The sequence below is a fragment of the Telluria sp. PB2R4 genome (genome assembly GCF_059685695.1).
Genome location: NZ_JCASIC010000003.1, coordinates 231524 through 246874 on the forward strand (window position 1 = coordinate 231524; position 15351 = coordinate 246874).

At 67.2% G+C, this 15351-nt stretch carries 14 protein-coding genes, 1 pseudogene and 1 riboswitch; of the genes and pseudogenes, 3 read left to right on the plus strand and 12 right to left on the minus strand.

What is annotated here, in order from left to right; genetic code table 11:
* Window positions 1-64: 64 nt before the first annotated feature.
* Window positions 65-580, plus strand: a complete 516-nt coding sequence (locus AC56LU_RS07140; RefSeq protein WP_036246406.1) for an Lrp/AsnC family transcriptional regulator — start codon at window positions 65-67, stop codon at window positions 578-580.
* Here the strand turns inward: AC56LU_RS07140 and AC56LU_RS07145 are convergent, their stop codons facing one another.
* Together AC56LU_RS07145 and AC56LU_RS07150 are read right to left on the minus strand one after the other, a co-directional pair.
* Window positions 581-1900, minus strand: coding sequence for a sensor histidine kinase (locus tag AC56LU_RS07145; RefSeq protein WP_497174895.1), 1320 nt, complete (start codon window positions 1898-1900; stop codon window positions 581-583).
* A complete protein-coding gene (locus AC56LU_RS07150) occupies window positions 1897-2658 on the minus strand; it encodes a response regulator (RefSeq protein WP_497174896.1) in 762 nt (253 codons plus the stop codon). The genes AC56LU_RS07145 and AC56LU_RS07150 overlap by 4 nt, the downstream gene beginning before the upstream one ends.
* Here AC56LU_RS07150 and AC56LU_RS07155 point away from each other — a divergent pair.
* A pseudogene (locus AC56LU_RS07155) lies at window positions 2620-2799 on the plus strand (alpha/beta hydrolase); the annotation flags it as partial. The gene AC56LU_RS07150 and the pseudogene AC56LU_RS07155 sit on opposite strands and share 39 nt — an antisense overlap.
* Before the next feature lie 33 nt (window positions 2800-2832).
* On the opposite strand, the gene AC56LU_RS07160 reads toward AC56LU_RS07155, so the two are convergent.
* The 6 genes from AC56LU_RS07160 to AC56LU_RS07185 all read right to left on the minus strand — a co-directional run bounded on the left by AC56LU_RS07160 (window position 2833) and on the right by AC56LU_RS07185 (window position 10353).
* The gene (locus AC56LU_RS07160; RefSeq protein ID WP_497174897.1) at window positions 2833-3495 is read right to left on the minus strand and encodes a GNAT family N-acetyltransferase; all 663 of its coding nucleotides are present in this window, start codon (window positions 3493-3495) and stop codon (window positions 2833-2835) included.
* Window positions 3496-3545: 50 nt separating this feature from the next.
* Window positions 3546-5093 (minus strand): DAHL domain-containing protein, encoded by a 1548-nt coding sequence (locus tag AC56LU_RS07165; RefSeq protein ID WP_497174898.1) that lies wholly within the window; start codon window positions 5091-5093, stop codon window positions 3546-3548.
* Between the two features lie 181 nt (window positions 5094-5274).
* Window positions 5275-6507, minus strand: a complete 1233-nt coding sequence (locus AC56LU_RS07170; protein WP_497174899.1) for a multifunctional CCA addition/repair protein — start codon at window positions 6505-6507, stop codon at window positions 5275-5277.
* Window positions 6508-6510: 3 nt separating this feature from the next.
* The gene (locus tag AC56LU_RS07175; RefSeq protein ID WP_497174900.1) at window positions 6511-7230 is read right to left on the minus strand and encodes a glutathione S-transferase family protein; all 720 of its coding nucleotides are present in this window, start codon (window positions 7228-7230) and stop codon (window positions 6511-6513) included.
* Between the two features lie 42 nt (window positions 7231-7272).
* On the minus strand, window positions 7273-8241 hold the full coding sequence (locus tag AC56LU_RS07180) for a complex I NDUFA9 subunit family protein (RefSeq protein WP_497174901.1): 969 nt from the start codon (window positions 8239-8241) through the stop codon (window positions 7273-7275).
* Between the two features lie 51 nt (window positions 8242-8292).
* Window positions 8293-10353 carry a lytic transglycosylase domain-containing protein gene (locus AC56LU_RS07185; protein WP_497174902.1) on the minus strand — a complete coding sequence of 687 codons (2061 nt, stop codon included), beginning with the start codon at window positions 10351-10353 and terminating at the stop codon, window positions 8293-8295.
* 95 nt (window positions 10354-10448) lie between these two features.
* Between AC56LU_RS07185 and AC56LU_RS07190 the strand changes: the two genes are divergently transcribed.
* On the plus strand, window positions 10449-10991 hold the full coding sequence (locus AC56LU_RS07190) for a 5-formyltetrahydrofolate cyclo-ligase (RefSeq protein ID WP_497174903.1): 543 nt from the start codon (window positions 10449-10451) through the stop codon (window positions 10989-10991).
* Window positions 10992-11197: 206 nt separating this feature from the next.
* On the opposite strand, the gene metF is transcribed toward AC56LU_RS07190, so the two are convergent.
* The 4 genes from metF to metK form a co-directional block, all read right to left on the minus strand.
* Complete coding sequence (gene metF / locus AC56LU_RS07195; protein WP_497174904.1) at window positions 11198-12028, minus strand: methylenetetrahydrofolate reductase [NAD(P)H]; 831 nt, start codon at window positions 12026-12028, stop codon at window positions 11198-11200.
* A complete protein-coding gene (locus AC56LU_RS07200; protein WP_497174905.1) occupies window positions 12015-12371 on the minus strand; it encodes a phage holin family protein in 357 nt (118 codons plus the stop codon). Before AC56LU_RS07200 ends, metF begins: the two co-directional genes overlap by 14 nt.
* A 102-nt stretch (window positions 12372-12473) precedes the next feature.
* A complete protein-coding gene (gene ahcY, locus AC56LU_RS07205) occupies window positions 12474-13886 on the minus strand; it encodes an adenosylhomocysteinase (RefSeq protein ID WP_497174906.1) in 1413 nt (470 codons plus the stop codon).
* A gap of 28 nt (window positions 13887-13914) precedes the next feature.
* Window positions 13915-13987: riboswitch (S-adenosyl-L-homocysteine riboswitch) on the minus strand.
* 93 nt (window positions 13988-14080) lie between these two features.
* The gene (metK, locus tag AC56LU_RS07210; RefSeq protein ID WP_497174907.1) at window positions 14081-15247 is read right to left on the minus strand and encodes a methionine adenosyltransferase; all 1167 of its coding nucleotides are present in this window, start codon (window positions 15245-15247) and stop codon (window positions 14081-14083) included.
* Between the last annotated feature and the right edge of the window lie 104 nt (window positions 15248-15351).

Consider the following 15351-nt stretch of genomic DNA (forward strand, 5'->3'; position numbering starts at 1 on the left):
CAATTCCCCCAACAGGCGATTTGCGCAATAAAATTGCCGGGTTCGCGAATTCACCGAGGAAAACATGTCAAAAATCGAGCTCGACAAGACTGACCGCAAGATCCTGGCGGTGCTGCAGACCGACGGCAGGCTGTCGAACCAGGACGTGGCCGAGCGGGTCAACCTGTCCCCTTCCCCCTGCCTGCGCCGCATCAAGCGGCTGGAAGAAGCCGGTGTGATCCGCCAGTACGTGGCGCTGGTCGACCCTGACAAGATCGGTCTGGGGCTACTGGCCTACGTCAACGTGCGCCTGGAGAAGCACAGCGAAGTGGCGGGCGGCGCCCGTGGCGCCCCGGGGCTGCCGGCAACCTCGCCGCGCAACGATTTCGCGGTGTCGGTGGGCACGTGGCCGGAAGTGGTGGCCTGCTATGCGATGACCGGCGAGATGGATTTCCTGCTGCGCGTGCACGTGGAAGACATGGACCACTTCTCGCGCTTCATGATGGGCACGCTTCTCAAGCATCCGGCGGTGCTGGATGTGAAGTCGAGTTTTGCCTTGCAGAGGATTAAGGAAACCACGGCGCTGCCGGTGGCCGGCTAGTCAGGTTTTTCCGTCCGGGTCGCGCAGCACCAGGCGCGCCTCCAGGCCGCCCTGCGGATGATTGCGCAGGGCGAGCGTGGCGTCCATCGCCGCCGCCAGCTGCCTGGCGATGGCCAGGCCGAGCCCCGTGCCGCCGGTATCGCGGTTGCGCGACGCTTCCAGGCGATAGAAGGGCTCGAACACCCGTTCCAGTTCGGCGTCGGGGATGCCCGGCCCGCGGTCCCTGACGCTGATCTGCAGCGCGCCGTCGCGGCGCTCGACCGCCACCTGCACCGCTTCGCCGTACTTGAGTCCATTGTCGACCAGGTTGCCCAGGATGCGGCGCAGCGCCTGGGGCCGGGCGGCGATCGTGGTCCCGGCCCGCCCCTGCAGGTCCACCTCGTGGCCGGCGTCGCGGTAGTCGGCGGCCAGGCTTTCCAGCAGCGCATCCGGATCGATGCGGCACGGCGCCTCCAGCGTGCCGTGCAGGGTGCGCGCATACGCGACCCCGTCGCGCACCAGCGCTTCCATCTCGCGCAGGTCGCGGTTCATCTTCTCGCGCACGACCTCGTCGTCCAGCATGTCGGCCCGCATGCGCATGCGGGTAATGGGAGTCTGCAGGTCGTGCGAGATCGCAGCCAGGATCTGGGTGCGCTCGGCCATGTAATGCTTGAGGCGGGCCTGCATGGCATTGAAGGCACGGGCCGCGTGCGCCACTTCGAGCGGGCCGGCTTCCGGCAGCGCTTCCAGGCCCAGGTCGGGGCCCAGGCTGTCGGCGGCACTGGCCAGGCGCGCCAGCGGCTGGGTGGCCAGACGCACCGCGAGCCAGGTGAACAGGCCCAGCAGCGCCAGCTGGCCTGCCAGCACGGCGGGCAACCAGTCCGCCACCGGCATGCCATTGGGCCGCATGTCGATCGTCAGCGGGGCCCCATCGCCCAGCGTCACCTGCGCCTGCACGCGGTCCGGATAGCCCGGCACGGCGTAGGCTTTCACCGGATAGTGCTTGCCGATCGCCGCGACGAAGACGCCGGCGATGCGCTCTGAATGCGCGGTATCCGGCGCATGGCCCGGGTCGCCCGGCTGCAGCGAAAACTGGTAATTGCGGCGCGCGAGCCGCGGCAGCCATGCGGCGCGCTCGGCGGCCGGCAGGCGGTCCAGCAGGGCGACCGAGCTGGCCACGTCCCGTTCCAGGTAGTCCAGCATCAGGCCGACGGTGGCTTCGCGCCGCTCGCTCATGATCAGCACGAAGGACAACGCGTGCGCAGCCGCCAGGCCGACGCACAGGATCAGCATCAGGCGCGCGAACAGGGTGTGCGGCCAGGACAGGCGACGCACGCTCATCCCGGGCCGTCCGCAACGTCCACCGACGACGAGAACACGTAGCCTTCGCTGCGCAGGGTCTTGATGTAGCGCGGCTCGCGCGCATCGTCGCGCAGGCGCTGGCGGATGCGGCTCACCAGCAGGTCGATCGAGCGGTCGAACAGGTCGGCTTCGCGGCCCTGGGTGAGGTTGAGCAGCTGGTCGCGCGTCAGCACACGCTGCGGATGGTCGAGGAACACCCGCAGCAGGCGGTATTCGGCGCCGCTCAGGGCCACCAGCGTGCCTTCGCTGTCCAGCAGGTGGCGGCCGACGGTGTCGAGTTTCCAGTCGCCGAAGTGCAGGAACTGTCCCGGCTCCTTCAACTCCAGGTTCGGCGGCAGCATGCGCGCGCGCCGAAGCAGCGAACGGATGCGAGCGAACAGCTCGCGCACCGCGAAGGGCTTGGTGAGGTAATCGTCCGCGCCCATCTCGAGGCCGACCACGCGGTCGGTCTCTTCGTCGCGCGCGGTCAGCATCAGGATCGGGATGGTGCGCCACTTGCCGGCGCGCAGGTCGCGGCACAGCGCCAGGCCATCTTCTCCCGGCAGCATCAGGTCGAGCACCACCAGGTCGACCTGGTGCTGCTCCATCAGGCTGCGCATCTCGCGCCCATTGGCGGCCAGCGAGGCACGCATGCCGTTCTTGTCCAAATAGGCAGCGAGCAGTTCGCGGATCTCGCGGTCGTCGTCGACGATGAGGACAGCATCAGCATGGAGGGCGACGCCAACGGCGCCCCGCATCCTAACCCGAAGGATTACGCCAGGCGCTTCACCGGCAAGTATGCACATCGCCACCTGACGGGCGGCATCGGCCACAACCTGCCACAGGAAGCGCCGCGTGAATTCGCCCAGGCCATCCTGGACGTTGCCAAATGGCTTTAACTTCAGTGGCGTGGCGAACGTGGTGACACTGCGCTACTTCTTCGGTGTCAGCCACTTGACAGCGGCCCGGGCGTTGGCCTTGACGTTGTAGTCGATCATGGCCCACTGCTCCTCCAGCGCCTCCGCCATCACGCTCGCCGGGCTCGGTGGCGGCAGCTGCAGGTAGGCGTCGGCCTCGCCGTATTCGCGCTTGATCTCCATGCCCGCCTTGCGCGCGATGTGCATCATGGTCTGGTTCGAGGTCAGGCATTGCATGTAGAGCGTATCCACGTCGGCGTTGCGGCAGTGGATCGCCGCGCGCTGGAACAGGCGCGAGCCGACGCCCTGCCCGCGCGCCGAGCGCGAGACCGATACGCCGAACTCGGCCACCCGCTCCTTTTGCGTCGGCTTGTCCTGGTCGGCCTTGGCAAAGGCCAGGTGGCCGACGCCCACCAGCTGGAACACGCGGTTCACCACGCCGAACACGATGTCGTGTCCGAAGTCGATCTTCTCGACGTACTTGGCGATCGCATCGTCCGGAATGACGCTGCCGAAGCGCAGCAGGCGGTCGTCGTCGTCCAGCGCCAGGAAATGGCGCAGGATGCGGCGGCGGTCGCGCTCGCCGAGTTCCTTCACGTGCACGGTCGGACGGCCGGGTTTGCCACGGTCATTGCCGCCGAGACCCTTCAGCCAGCGGGCCAGGGGATTGTCCAGCATCTTGTCATCCTATTGTGCAGTGCAACATCGGCGGATTGTAGCGGATCCCGCTATTTCGTGCCGCTCTGGGACGGCACGATCCATTGCGATGCCGGACTGAACACGAATACGCCCTTGCCCGCCCCCTTGGCCTCGTACATCGCCTTGTCGGCCTCGGCCAGCAGTGCCGCCGAGCCGCGCGCGGCGCCGGCATGGCCGCGCGCGCTGGAAATGCCGATGCTGGCCGAGATCGAAACCGGATTACCGTCGGCCTCGGTCACCGAGCGGATCTGGTCGAGGGCCAGCTGGGCCACGCGCAATGCGCCTTCGCGCGAGGCGACCTCTTCCAGCATGATGACGAACTCGTCGCCGCCCAGGCGCGCCAGCGCATCCTCGGCGCGCAGCTTTTCCTGCACCCGGCGCGCGACCATCTGCAGCACCAGGTCGCCGGTGGCGTGACCATAGGTGTCGTTGACTGCCTTGAAGCCGTCCAGGTCGATGAACATGATGACCACCACCGAGTCGCGCCGGTTGGCCCGCGCCAGCGCCCGCTCCAGCAGGCGGGTCAGCTGGCGGTAGTTGATCAGGCCCGTCAGGCTGTCGTGCTGGGCCAGGCGCTCGAGCTGCTTCGACTGCGTTTCGAGTTCGGCGGTGCGCGCGGCGACGCGCTGCTCGAGGTTTTCGTTGGCTGCCTTCAGCCGGTGGTTGACCTCGCCGATGATGCGGTAGCTGCGCCGCAGCCGCATGCCGGCATAGGAAAGCAGGAGCAGCAGGAAGACCGAGTAGCCGAGCAGGTAGCCGCGGTAGCGCTCGCGCACCGCCAGGGCGGCGTCGAACGAGCGGTCAAACTCGCCGCCCAGGCGGTCGAGCGTGGCCCCGACGGCGGTGGCGGCGATCTGGGCTTCGAGCCGGTTTTCCAGCGGGCGTTTCTCGAGGATCACGCGGGAAGCCTTGATGATGGCGTCCATCTTTTCGACCACGGCCGGCGAGAAGGCGATTTCCTGGGCCGCGATGTCGCCCAGGATCTCGTTGATGCGCGCGGCCAGCGGCGGGCTCGGTGCGACGTTGTAGCGCAGGACCTCGGTCAGCAGCGCGTTCAGCGAGGCGTCGAGCCGCACCACCAGGCGCGCCGGCGCCAGCGCGCCTTCGATGCCGCCCAGCTCGGTCTTGAGGTCGGCCACGGCCGGCGGCAGGTAGGCAAGCGCCTCGCGCAGCGGCGGATTGTGGCGTGCGAACTGGGCGGTGATCAGTTCCTTGCGCTGCAGGGCGTCGCGCAGCTGGGTGTAGGCCGTGTTCACCGCCGCGCCGGATGCCTCGGGCACTGCTGCGCCGATGCGGTTCAAGAGCTCGCGCATGCGCGGCAGCTGGGTGGTCAGTTGCGCGGTGGCCGGCGCGCGGCCGATGTGGGCGCGCAGGATGTTGGCATCCCATTCGGCATCGAGCTTGCCGAGCTCGCGCAGGTTGAGCATCACGTCGTTGCGGACCTCGGGATCGGTCGCTTCCGAGCGTATATAGAAAAAAGCGAGCAGCAAGGTCAGCAGCAGCACCGCCAGGCCGGCGAGTTGCAGGCGGCGACGCGGTTTCAAGCTCGCTACGCGCTGCGCCAGCACGGCAACCATCTTTCCTCCGTTACATCATGTTGTCTTACTTGTCCGGAGAGCATAGCAAAAGCTGGCGGAACAGCCGTGCACTGTAGGGTGGGCGGCTTCGCCGCCCACGCGGTGATTGCCGACGGCTCCGCTCTCGCGCCGGATGATCTCGCTGCGAACGATCACCGCGTGGGCGGGAGACCCGCCCACCCTACGGTTCTCTCAACGCCGCTTTCACCGCCGATACCCGCGCCGCATGGACCGCTTCGGGAATCCGGTCGCGCTTGTCGGCGAAGCGCGCCGCGACTTCGCCCGCGTTCACGGCGCGTGCCGCGTCCAGCGCGCGCGCCAGGTGGGGCCGCTGCGGATAGTCCTGGAAACGCATCGGGTGCTGCTCGTGCCCGCGTCCGCGCGCATCGCACTCGGAGGCCAGCAGCATCTGCAAAAAGCGCTCCGGCTTGCGGAAGGCGTCGCAGCGTTCGAACAGGGTGACGATGGTGTTGGCGCGCAGCTGGAGGGCGCGGCTGACGTTGCCGTGCTCGCGCGCCGTCATCAGGGCCAGGTCGCGGCATTCGTTGGGCACCTTCAGGCGCTTGCACACGGCCGTGACCAGCCTGGTGCCTTCGAACTCGTGGCCGTGGTGGGCCGGCCAGGTGTCGCTGGGCGAGACCCCCTTGCCCAGGTCGTGCACCAGGGCGGCGAAGCGCAGCTCGAGCGGAAGGCCTTGCGAAGCCGCGTAGTCGATCACCAGCATGATGTGCACGCCGGTGTCGACTTCCGGATGGTGCAGCGGCGGCTGCGGCACGCCCCACAGCGCGTCGAGCTCGGGCAGGATGCGGCCCAGTGCCCCGCAGTCGCGCAGCACCGCGAACATGCGCGAAGGACGCTCTTCCATCAGGCCGCGCGCCAGCTCCTGCCAGACCCGCTCGGGCACCAGGGCGTCGACCTCCCCCGCTTCGACCATGCTGCGCATCAGCGCGAGGGTGGTCTCGTGGACGCGGAAGTCGGGGAAACGCGCGGCGAAGCGGGCCAGGCGCAGGATGCGCACCGGGTCTTCGGCAAAGGCGTTCGAGACGTGGCGGAACACGCGGTCGCGCAGGTCTTGCTGGCCGTTATAAGGGTCGACGATACTGCCGTCGTCGGCGCGCGCCATGGCGTTGATGGTCAGGTCGCGCCGCACCAGGTCGTCCTCGAGCGTGACGTCCGGTGAAGTGTGGAACACGAAGCCGTGGTAGCCGGGCGCGGTCTTGCGCTCGGTGCGGGCCAGCGCGTATTCCTCGTGCGTGTCGGGATGCAGGAAGACCGGGAAATCCTTGCCGACCGGGCGGAAGCCCTGCGCCACCATCTGCTCCGGCGTGGCGCCGACCACCACGTGGTCGCGGTCGGTCACGGGACGCCCGAGCAGCTCGTCGCGCACCGCGCCGCCGACCACATAGCTGCGCATCGCTTACTCCTGCGGCAGGTCGAGGTCGTGCAGCGGGGTCGGATCGCTTTCCCGCATCGCCTCGTCGACCCAGCGCGCCACCGCCGGGTGGGCCAGCACGCGCTCGCAGTAGGCCTGCAGGGCCGGGGCCAGCGCCACGCCATAGGTCTTGAAGCGGCACACCACCGGCGCGTAGAAGGCGTCGGCGATCGAGAACTCGCCGAACAGGAAGCCGTGGTGGCCGAAGCGCGCCAGGCAGTCTTCCCAGATCTCGCAGATGCGGCCGATATCGGCCTGGGCGCCCGGCGTGCGCCCACGCCCCGGCAGGCGCGCCTGGATGTTCATCGACATCGCATTGCGCAACTCACCGAAGCCCGCGTGCATCTCGGCCACGATCGAGCGCGCCAGTGCGCGCGCGGCGACGTCCTGCGGCCACATGTGCTTGTCCGGGAACTGCTCGGCCAGGTATTCGACGATGGCCAGGCTGTCCCAGATCGTCATTTCGCCCGCCAGCAGCACCGGCACCCGGCCCGCGTGCGAATAGCGTGCGATGTTGGCGGCGGTATCGGGCTTGTCGAGCAGGACGCGGATCTCGGTGAACGGGATCCCGAAGGCTATCGCCGCCACCCAGGGCCGCATCGACCACGACGACACGTTCTTGTTGCCGATGACGAGGGTCAGGCCCGGCTGGCGGGCCTGGTCGAGGGTGGAAGACAGGGTCGGGTCGAGTTCGATGGTCTGCATGGTGTCCTGTGGTTGTACGGTATCAGAATACAGTATGAGAAATCAGCGGCCGGCGTGCTCACGGTAATCGTCGAGGCCGCGGGGTGTCGCCAGGTAGTGCGGCGCGGCGGCTTCGAGCGACGTCAGCTTGATTCCCAGCGCCTCCGCTGTCAAGGCTTGTGTTTGCGGATCGACCACATTATCCGTCTTCATCGAATCGAGATTGTCGCGCGAGATGAGCGGGTCGCCCGGCAGCAGCTCGAACAGCCTGGCCTCCAGGCGCGCGGCCCAGTCGGGCAGCTCGAGCACATGGCGTTCGTGGCCGGCATAGCGCCCGGCCAGGTGCACCAGCTGTTCCAGGGTATACACCCGGGGGCCGCCCAGTTCGATGACGGCGCCGCGCGTGCGCGGCTGCGACTCCTGCAGCGCCAGCGCGAAGGCGGCGGCGACGTCGTCCACATGGACCGGCTGGAAGCGTGCCTGTGCACAGGCCAGCGGCAGTACCGGCAGGCGCTGCTGGAGCCTGGCGAACACGGTCAGGAAATGGTCGCCCGGGCCGAACACCACCGAGGGACGGAAGATGGTGCTGGCCACCCGCGGCTGGCTGCGCGCGGCCAGCTCGCCATCGGCCTTGGAGCGCTGGTACATCGATGCCCCACGCGGGCTCGCACCGAGCGCGCTCATGTGCAGGTAGCGCGGTACGCCGAGCTCGGCGCATGCCTGGACGATGCGGCGCGGCAGCTCCACGTGCAGGCGCCGGAAGCCGGGGCCATACGGCTCCCCATGGCCGCCGTGCAGCACGCCGACCAGGTTGATGACGGCGTCGCGCCCCGCCAGCAAGCGGCGCAGCGTGGCATCGTCGTGGATGTCGGCCACCTCCAGGTCGAGGTAAGGCAGGGTGGTGAGTTCCTTGGCGCGTTCGTAGTGGCGCGCTGCTACCAGCATGTTGACGCCGTCCGACGCCAGGCGCGCCAGCAGGTGGCGGCCGATGAAACCCGTACCGCCGATGACCACGACATTCTGGTCGCGCATGCTTGCTCTCCTCGCGGGCCCAAAGCGTGCTCAAAGCGGGACCCAGTGCATTCAGGGGAGGATGGACGAGCGTTCGCGTGGCTGTACCGGGCGCACCCGGGTGCGGATCGATTGCGGCTTGTTCTCGAACACGGCGGCGTAGTTGGTGGCGTTGGCCAGCACATTGCGCACGTAGCCGCGGGTTTCGGAGAACGGGATCGATTCGATGAAGACCGCCCCTTCCATCGGCTGGTCCAGCCGGCCGCGCCAGGCGCGCGAGCGCGATGGCCCGGCGTTGTAGGCCGCCGTGGCGAGGATTTCGTCGCCATCAAAATTCTCCAGCACCATGTTCATGTAATTGGCGCCGAGCGTGATGTTGGTCCGCAGGTCGTTGAGCATGCCATGCACGAAGTTGTCCATCCCGATCTTGGCCGCCACCCATTTGCCGGTGGCGGGCATTACCTGCATCAGGCCGGAGGCGCCGACGCCGGAGCGCGCATCGCTGATGAAGCGCGACTCCTGGCGGATCAGGCCGTAGACCCAGGCCTTGTCGAGGCCCAGGCCCTGCGCAGTCGGGTGCAGGACGTCCAGGTGCGGCGCCGGGAACCGTTGCGCGTAGTCGAGTTCGGTACGGGTGCGCAACGAGGTCTCGACGGTACGGTCGAGCAGGTCGTTGCGGCGAGCGAGTTCGCCGGCGGCCAGCAACTGACGGTCAGACATGCCGCGCAGCGCCCAGTTCCATTCGCGGTTGCCGTCCGGGCGCAGGCGCAGGGCGTAGAACTTCAGCGCGCGCTGCAGGCTCGGGTTGGCGCCGGCCTGGGCCAGCTCTTCGCTACTGACGGGCTGGACCGGGGGCGGCGCCACCACCTGGCGGCCGAGGTCGTCCAGCGCGAGCTGGCCATAGAAATGGTGCTGGCTGGCGATGCGTTCTAAGCCGGCATTGGCTTCCACCATCTTGCCGTCGTGCTTGTCGGCGCGCGCCAGCCAGTAGACCCAGGCGCTGTCGGCACGCAGGCTGGGAGGCATCGCGTCGATGGTGGCGCGGACCTGCTTCCAGTCGCCGCGGCGCAGGGCGATACGGGTCTTCCACTGCAGTTGCTCGTTGGTCAGCTGGATGCCGCCCGTGCGCTGCCAGTAGGTGGCGGCATCGGGCGACAGGGCGATCGAGGCGGCATGCGCGATGCTGGCCCAGCCGACGGCGCGTTCTTCCGAGCTCAGCCGGGGGCTGTTCTTCTGCAGGGCGACCGTGGCCAGCTTGAGGCTGGTGCGCGCCATGCGACCGACCGCCACCAGGTAGATGGCGCGCTCGGCGCGGGTCTTGCCGATGCCGCGCGCCATCGCAACCGCCGGCGTGTCCACCGCCTGGGCGGCGCGGATCTCGGTCGCCCCCAGCAGGGCGGCGGTGCGGCGTGCCGGACCGGTCGCATTGGCCTCGCCCGCCAGGCGCAGCTGCCACAGCAGGTCATCCTCGGTGAACTGGCGGCTTTGCGCCAGCTGGGTGATCAGTGCGGCGCAGGCTTCACCGTAATAATCCGGACCGAGCAGCAGCGCGCGGGCTTCCTGCGCCACCGCTTCGCCGCGGCTGGCGCGCGCCAGCAGGGCATAACAGCGGAGTTGCAGGTTGCTGCCGGCCAGTTGCCCGACTTCGCGCTCGAACCCGGTCCAGTCGCGCCGGCGGCCCATCTCGAGCAACCACTCGCTGCGCATCAGCTCGGCGGCGGCGCTGCCCTCGTGGCGGCGCAGTACCTCGCGGATTTCCTCGGCCGTGGCGTCGCCGCCGGCGCCGCCGGCGCCGCTTATTTTGGGTTTCAGACGATAATAGTCGACGTAGGACGCCAGCGGATATCCGGGCGGCAGGCGCGATGCGAGCGCGTTGGTGCGCGCCGCGTCGTTCTGGCGCGCGGCCTCGCGCAGCAGCAGGAAGGTGTCGTCGGCGGCGCGGCTGTCCGGCACCGGCGAAGCGGCAGGAGCACCGGCAGGTGCGGCGGGAACGGTCGGGGCGCCGCCTGGTACCGGCGGGACCGTGGCCGGCGCGGCCTGGGCGTGGGCTGTGCCGGTAGGCGGCGTCCACAATGCAAACACAAGGGCAAGGGCGACCGGCAGCGAGCCGGTTGTCAATCTCGATTGAAACATCCACAACTCTCAAAGTACGCTGCATTCAAACCATGACCGGCGAATCAAGAATACCATGTGCCCCCGGGCTGCTGCCAGACGCTGACGCAAGCGCCATGCCCGATAAACCACAGTTGCGCCGCACGCTCAAGGAGCGGCGCCGCGCCATCGACCCTGCCACGAAACGGGCCTGGGACGACCGCATCGGGGCACGCGTGCTGGCCTGGTGGCGAGCCGATCCGAAGCGCGCGCTGGCCGTGTACTGGCCGCTCGCCGGGGAACCGGACTTGCGTCCAGCCTACGCGGAATTGGCCGAGGCAGGCGTACGGCTGGCCTTACCCGTCGTACTGGCGCGCGACGCGGCGCTCGGATTCGCCGAGTGGGTGCCGGGCGAACCGACCGTGGCGGACAGCCTGGGCGTGGCCGTGCCGGCGGAATTGCGCATGGTGGAACGGCCGGATGCGCTGCTGGTGCCCTGCCTGGGCTTCGATGCGCGCGGCTACCGGCTGGGGTATGGGGGCGGGTTTTATGACAGGACGCTGGCGGCGGCGCCGCGTCCGAGGACGCTGGGCATCGCGTATGCGTGCCAGCTGGCGGAATTCGCGATCGGGGAATATGACATTCCGCTCGATCAGATCGTCACGGAACGCGACCTGTAACGTCCTGTTTTGTTGGAACATCACGGACACCTAGGGTGGGCGGCTCCACCGGGCAATGCGCGAGACGGCGCCGTCTCGGCCGCCCACGCGTTCAAACCGTGGTGATGCTGCCCGTGCGTCTGCCCACCCTCTGGCTGAACGCGTGAGCGGGAGACCCGCCCACCCTACGGACCGCGGCCATTTCAGCGCCGCGGCCGAAGGGCCAATTATTTCACCAGCCGTTGCCAAATGGCGGTGGTCGCCGCCGCCTGGTTCATGCTGTAGAAATGCAGCCCCGGCGCGCCGCCGGCCAGCAGGCGTTCGCACAGCGCCGTCACCACGTCCAGGCCGAAGGCCTTGATCGAGGCCGAATCGTCGCCGAAGCTGGCCAGCTTGTTGCGCACCCAGCGCGGGATCTCGGCGCCGCACATATCCGAGAAGCGCATCAGCTGCGTGTAGTTGGTGATCGGCATGATGCCTGCCACCACCGGCACGTCCACGCCCAGCTTGCGCGCATTGTCGACGAAGTCGAAATACGCGTCCGCGTTATAGAAATACTGGGTGATCGCGGCATTCGCGCCGGCCTGCACCTTGCGTGCAAAGGCCTGCAGATCGTCCTGGGGCGAACGTGCCTGCGGATGCATTTCCGGATAGGCCGCCACTTCGATGTGGAACCAGTCGCCGGTTTCCTTGCGGATGAACTCGACCAGCTCGTTGGCGTAGCGGAATTCGCCACCGCCGCCGTAGCCGCTCGGCAGGTCGCCGCGCAGCGCGACCACGCGGCGGATGCCCTTGTCCTGGAACTGCTGCAGGATGGCGCGCAGCGATTCCCTGGTGCCGCCGACGCAGGACAGGTGCGGCGCCGCATCCATGCCTTCGGACTGGATCTCGAGCACCGTCTGCAAGGTACCCTGCTGGGTGGTGCCGCCGGCGCCGAAGGTCACCGAGAAATACTTGGGCCGCAAGTCGGCCAGCTTCTGGCGCACGACGCGCAGCTTCTCGGCGCCCTCTTCGGTCTTCGGCGGGAAGAACTCGATACTGAAATTATGGGTTTCCATCTTTGTCTCTGAGGATCAAGGTAGAAAGCGCCCACGAAATGATGCTGTACAGGATGGCTGCCAGGAAGGCGGACCAGAATCCGGCCACTTCGAAGCCGTCGATCCACTCCGACACCAGCCAGAACAGGACCGCATTGATGACGAGGATGAACAGGCCCAGCGAAATGACGGTCACCGGCAGGGTCAGGAGCACCAGCACGGGACGGATCAGGGTATTGACCAGCCCCAGCACGAGCGCAGCGATCAGCGCGGTCGTGAAATTGGTGACGGAAACGGAGGACATCAGGTAAGGCAGTGCCATCAGGGCAAGGGCATTGATCAGCCAGGTTACAAGCAGGCGCATCGCATCGACTTTCGTGGTACGCGGGCGCTCGGGGAGCGCCCGGCTGGTAAAAAAAGGGCGCGGGGTTCATGAAACGCCGCGCCCGCTATTAACGTCTACCGATTAATAACGGTAGTGGTCCGGCTTGTACGGACCTTCCTGCTTCACCGAGATGTAGGCGGCCTGCTCTTCGGTCAGCGTGGTCAGCTGGGCGTTGAGCTTCTTGAGCTGCAGGCGGGCGACCTTTTCGTCCAGGTGCTTCGGCAGGGTGTAGACGCCGACCGGGTAGTTGGCGGTGTTGGCGAACAGTTCGATCTGGGCGATGGTCTGGTTCGCGAACGACGAGCTCATCACGTACGACGGGTGGCCGGTACCGCAGCCGAGGTTCACCAGGCGGCCTTCGGCCAGCAGGATGATGCGCTTGCCATCCGGGAAGATCACGTGGTCGACTTGCGGCTTGATGTTTTCCCACTCGTACTTCTTGATCGCGGCAACTTCGATTTCATTGTCGAAGTGGCCGATGTTGCAGACGATCGCCTGGTCTTTCATGCGCAGCATGTGCTGCTCGGTGATGACGTGGTAGTTGCCGGTGCAGGTAACGAAAATGTCGCCGTGTTCGGCAGCGTAGTCCATGGTCACGACGCGGTAGCCTTCCATCGCGGCCTGCAGGGCGCAGATCGGGTCGATCTCGGTGACCCACACTTGCGCCGACAGCGCGCGCATGGCCTGGGCCGAGCCCTTGCCCACGTCGCCGTAGCCGGCGATCACGGCGATCTTGCCGGCGATCATGACGTCGGTCGCGCGCTTGATGCCATCGACCAGCGATTCGCGGCAACCGTACAGGTTGTCGAACTTCGACTTGGTGACCGAGTCGTTGACGTTGATCGCCGGGAAGGCCAGCTTGCCTTCCTGGTGCATCTGGTACAGGCGGTGCACGCCGGTGGTGGTCTCTTCGGTCACGCCCAGGATGCATGGCAGGCGCTTCGAGTACCAGGCCGGGTCACGCGCGAGGCGGCCCTTGATCGAGTTGAACAGACAGATTTCTTCTTCCGAGCCCGGCTTGTCCAGCACCGAGATGTCCTTTTCCGCACGCACGCCCAGGTGCAGCAGCAGGGTCGCATCGCCGCCGTCGTCGAGGATCATGTTGGCATGGTTGTCGCCCGGCCATTCGAAGATGCGGTGGGTGTATTCCCAGTACTCGTCCAGGGTTTCGCCCTTCACGGCGAACACCGGGGTGCCGACTGCGGCGATGGCGGCGGCGGCGTGGTCCTGGGTCGAGTAGATGTTGCATGATGCCCAGCGCACGTCGGCGCCCAGGGCTTCCAGGGTGCGGATCAGGACCGCGGTCTGGATGGTCATGTGCAGCGAACCGGCAACGCGCGCGCCCTTCAGGGGCTGGGCGGCGGCGTATTCCTCGCGGATCGCCATCAGGCCCGGCATTTCGGTTTCCGCAATGCGGATTTCCTTCTCGCCCCAGCTTGCCAGGGAGATGTCTGCGACGTGGAAATCGTTGAGGTCTTTGAGTACGGCGTTCATCACGCCCTCCTTTCAATGGTTGAAAAAAGTAACGTGAGCGCAGTGTTGATGATCCGAGCCTGGCAAAGAGGAATCTCTTTGTCGCAACGCTCCTCGGAATCGGTGAGTTTACCACGAGTGGCGGCGCATGGGGCCGCCACTGTTGTTCACCTGCCCCGCCCGCAGCCGTGACGGCCGGGGCGGAGACGGCCGGGTTAGGCCAGGCCGGCTTCGGCGCGCAGCAGCGCCGCCTTGTCGGTGCGCTCCCAGGTGAACTCCGGCTCTTCGCGGCCGAAGTGGCCGTAGGCGGCGGTCTTGGCGTAGATCGGGCGCAGCAGGTCGAGCATCTGCACGATGCCTTTCGGGCGCAGGTCGAAGTGTTCCATGACGAGCTGGGCGATCTTCTCGTCGGAGATGACGCCGGTGCCTTCAGTGTACACGGTAATGTTGATCGGGCGGGCCACGCCGATCGCGTAGCTGACCTGCACCTGGCACTGGCGCGCCAGGCCGGCGGCCACGACGTTCTTGGCGACGTAGCGCGCAGCGTAGGCTGCCGAACGGTCGACCTTGGACGGATCTTTGCCCGAGAACGCGCCGCCGCCGTGCGGGGCTGCGCCGCCGTAGGTGTCGACGATGATCTTGCGGCCGGTCAGGCCGCAGTCGCCCTGCGGGCCGCCGATGACGAAGCGGCCGGTCGGGTTGACCAGGAACTTGGTATCTTGCAGCCACTCGCGCGGCAGGGTCGGCTTGATGATCTCTTCGATGACCGCTTCTTCGATCTGCGAATGGGTCACGTCCGGATGGTGCTGGGTGGAGAGCACCACGGTGTGGACCGACACCGGGCGGCCGTCGACGTAGCGCAGGGTGACCTGCGACTTGGCGTCAGGGCGCAGCCATGGCAGGCGGCCGTCCTTGCGCAGCTGCGACTGGCGCTCGACCAGGCGGTGCGAATAATAGATGGCGGCCGGCATCAGCTCCGGGGTCTCGTCGCAGGCGTAGCCGAACATCAGGCCCTGGTCGCCGGCGCCCTGGTCCAGGTCGAGGCCGGCGCCTTCGTCCACGCCCTGGGCGATGTCCGGCGACTGCTTGTCGTAGGCGACCAGCACGGCGCAACCCTTGTAGTCGATGCCGTATTCGGTGTTGTCGTAGCCGATGCGCTTGATGGTGTCGCGCGCCACGCCGATGTAGTCGACGTTGGCGTGGGTGGTGATTTCACCCGCCAGCACCACCAGGCCGGTGTTGCACAGGGTTTCGGCGGCGACGCGCGCGCGCGGATCCTGTTCCAGGATGGCGTCGAGGATGCTGTCGGAAATCTGGTCGGCAACCTTGTCTGGGTGGCCTTCAGAAACGGATTCGGACGTAAAGAGATAATCGTTGGACATAATGGCTCCGGTTACTGCTGAGTGTTGTATGTGCCGCAGCAACGGATGCCTGCGACGCTTTAGCGACATTTATATTCCGCTTCGCAAGTTGTCTATTAACTCGG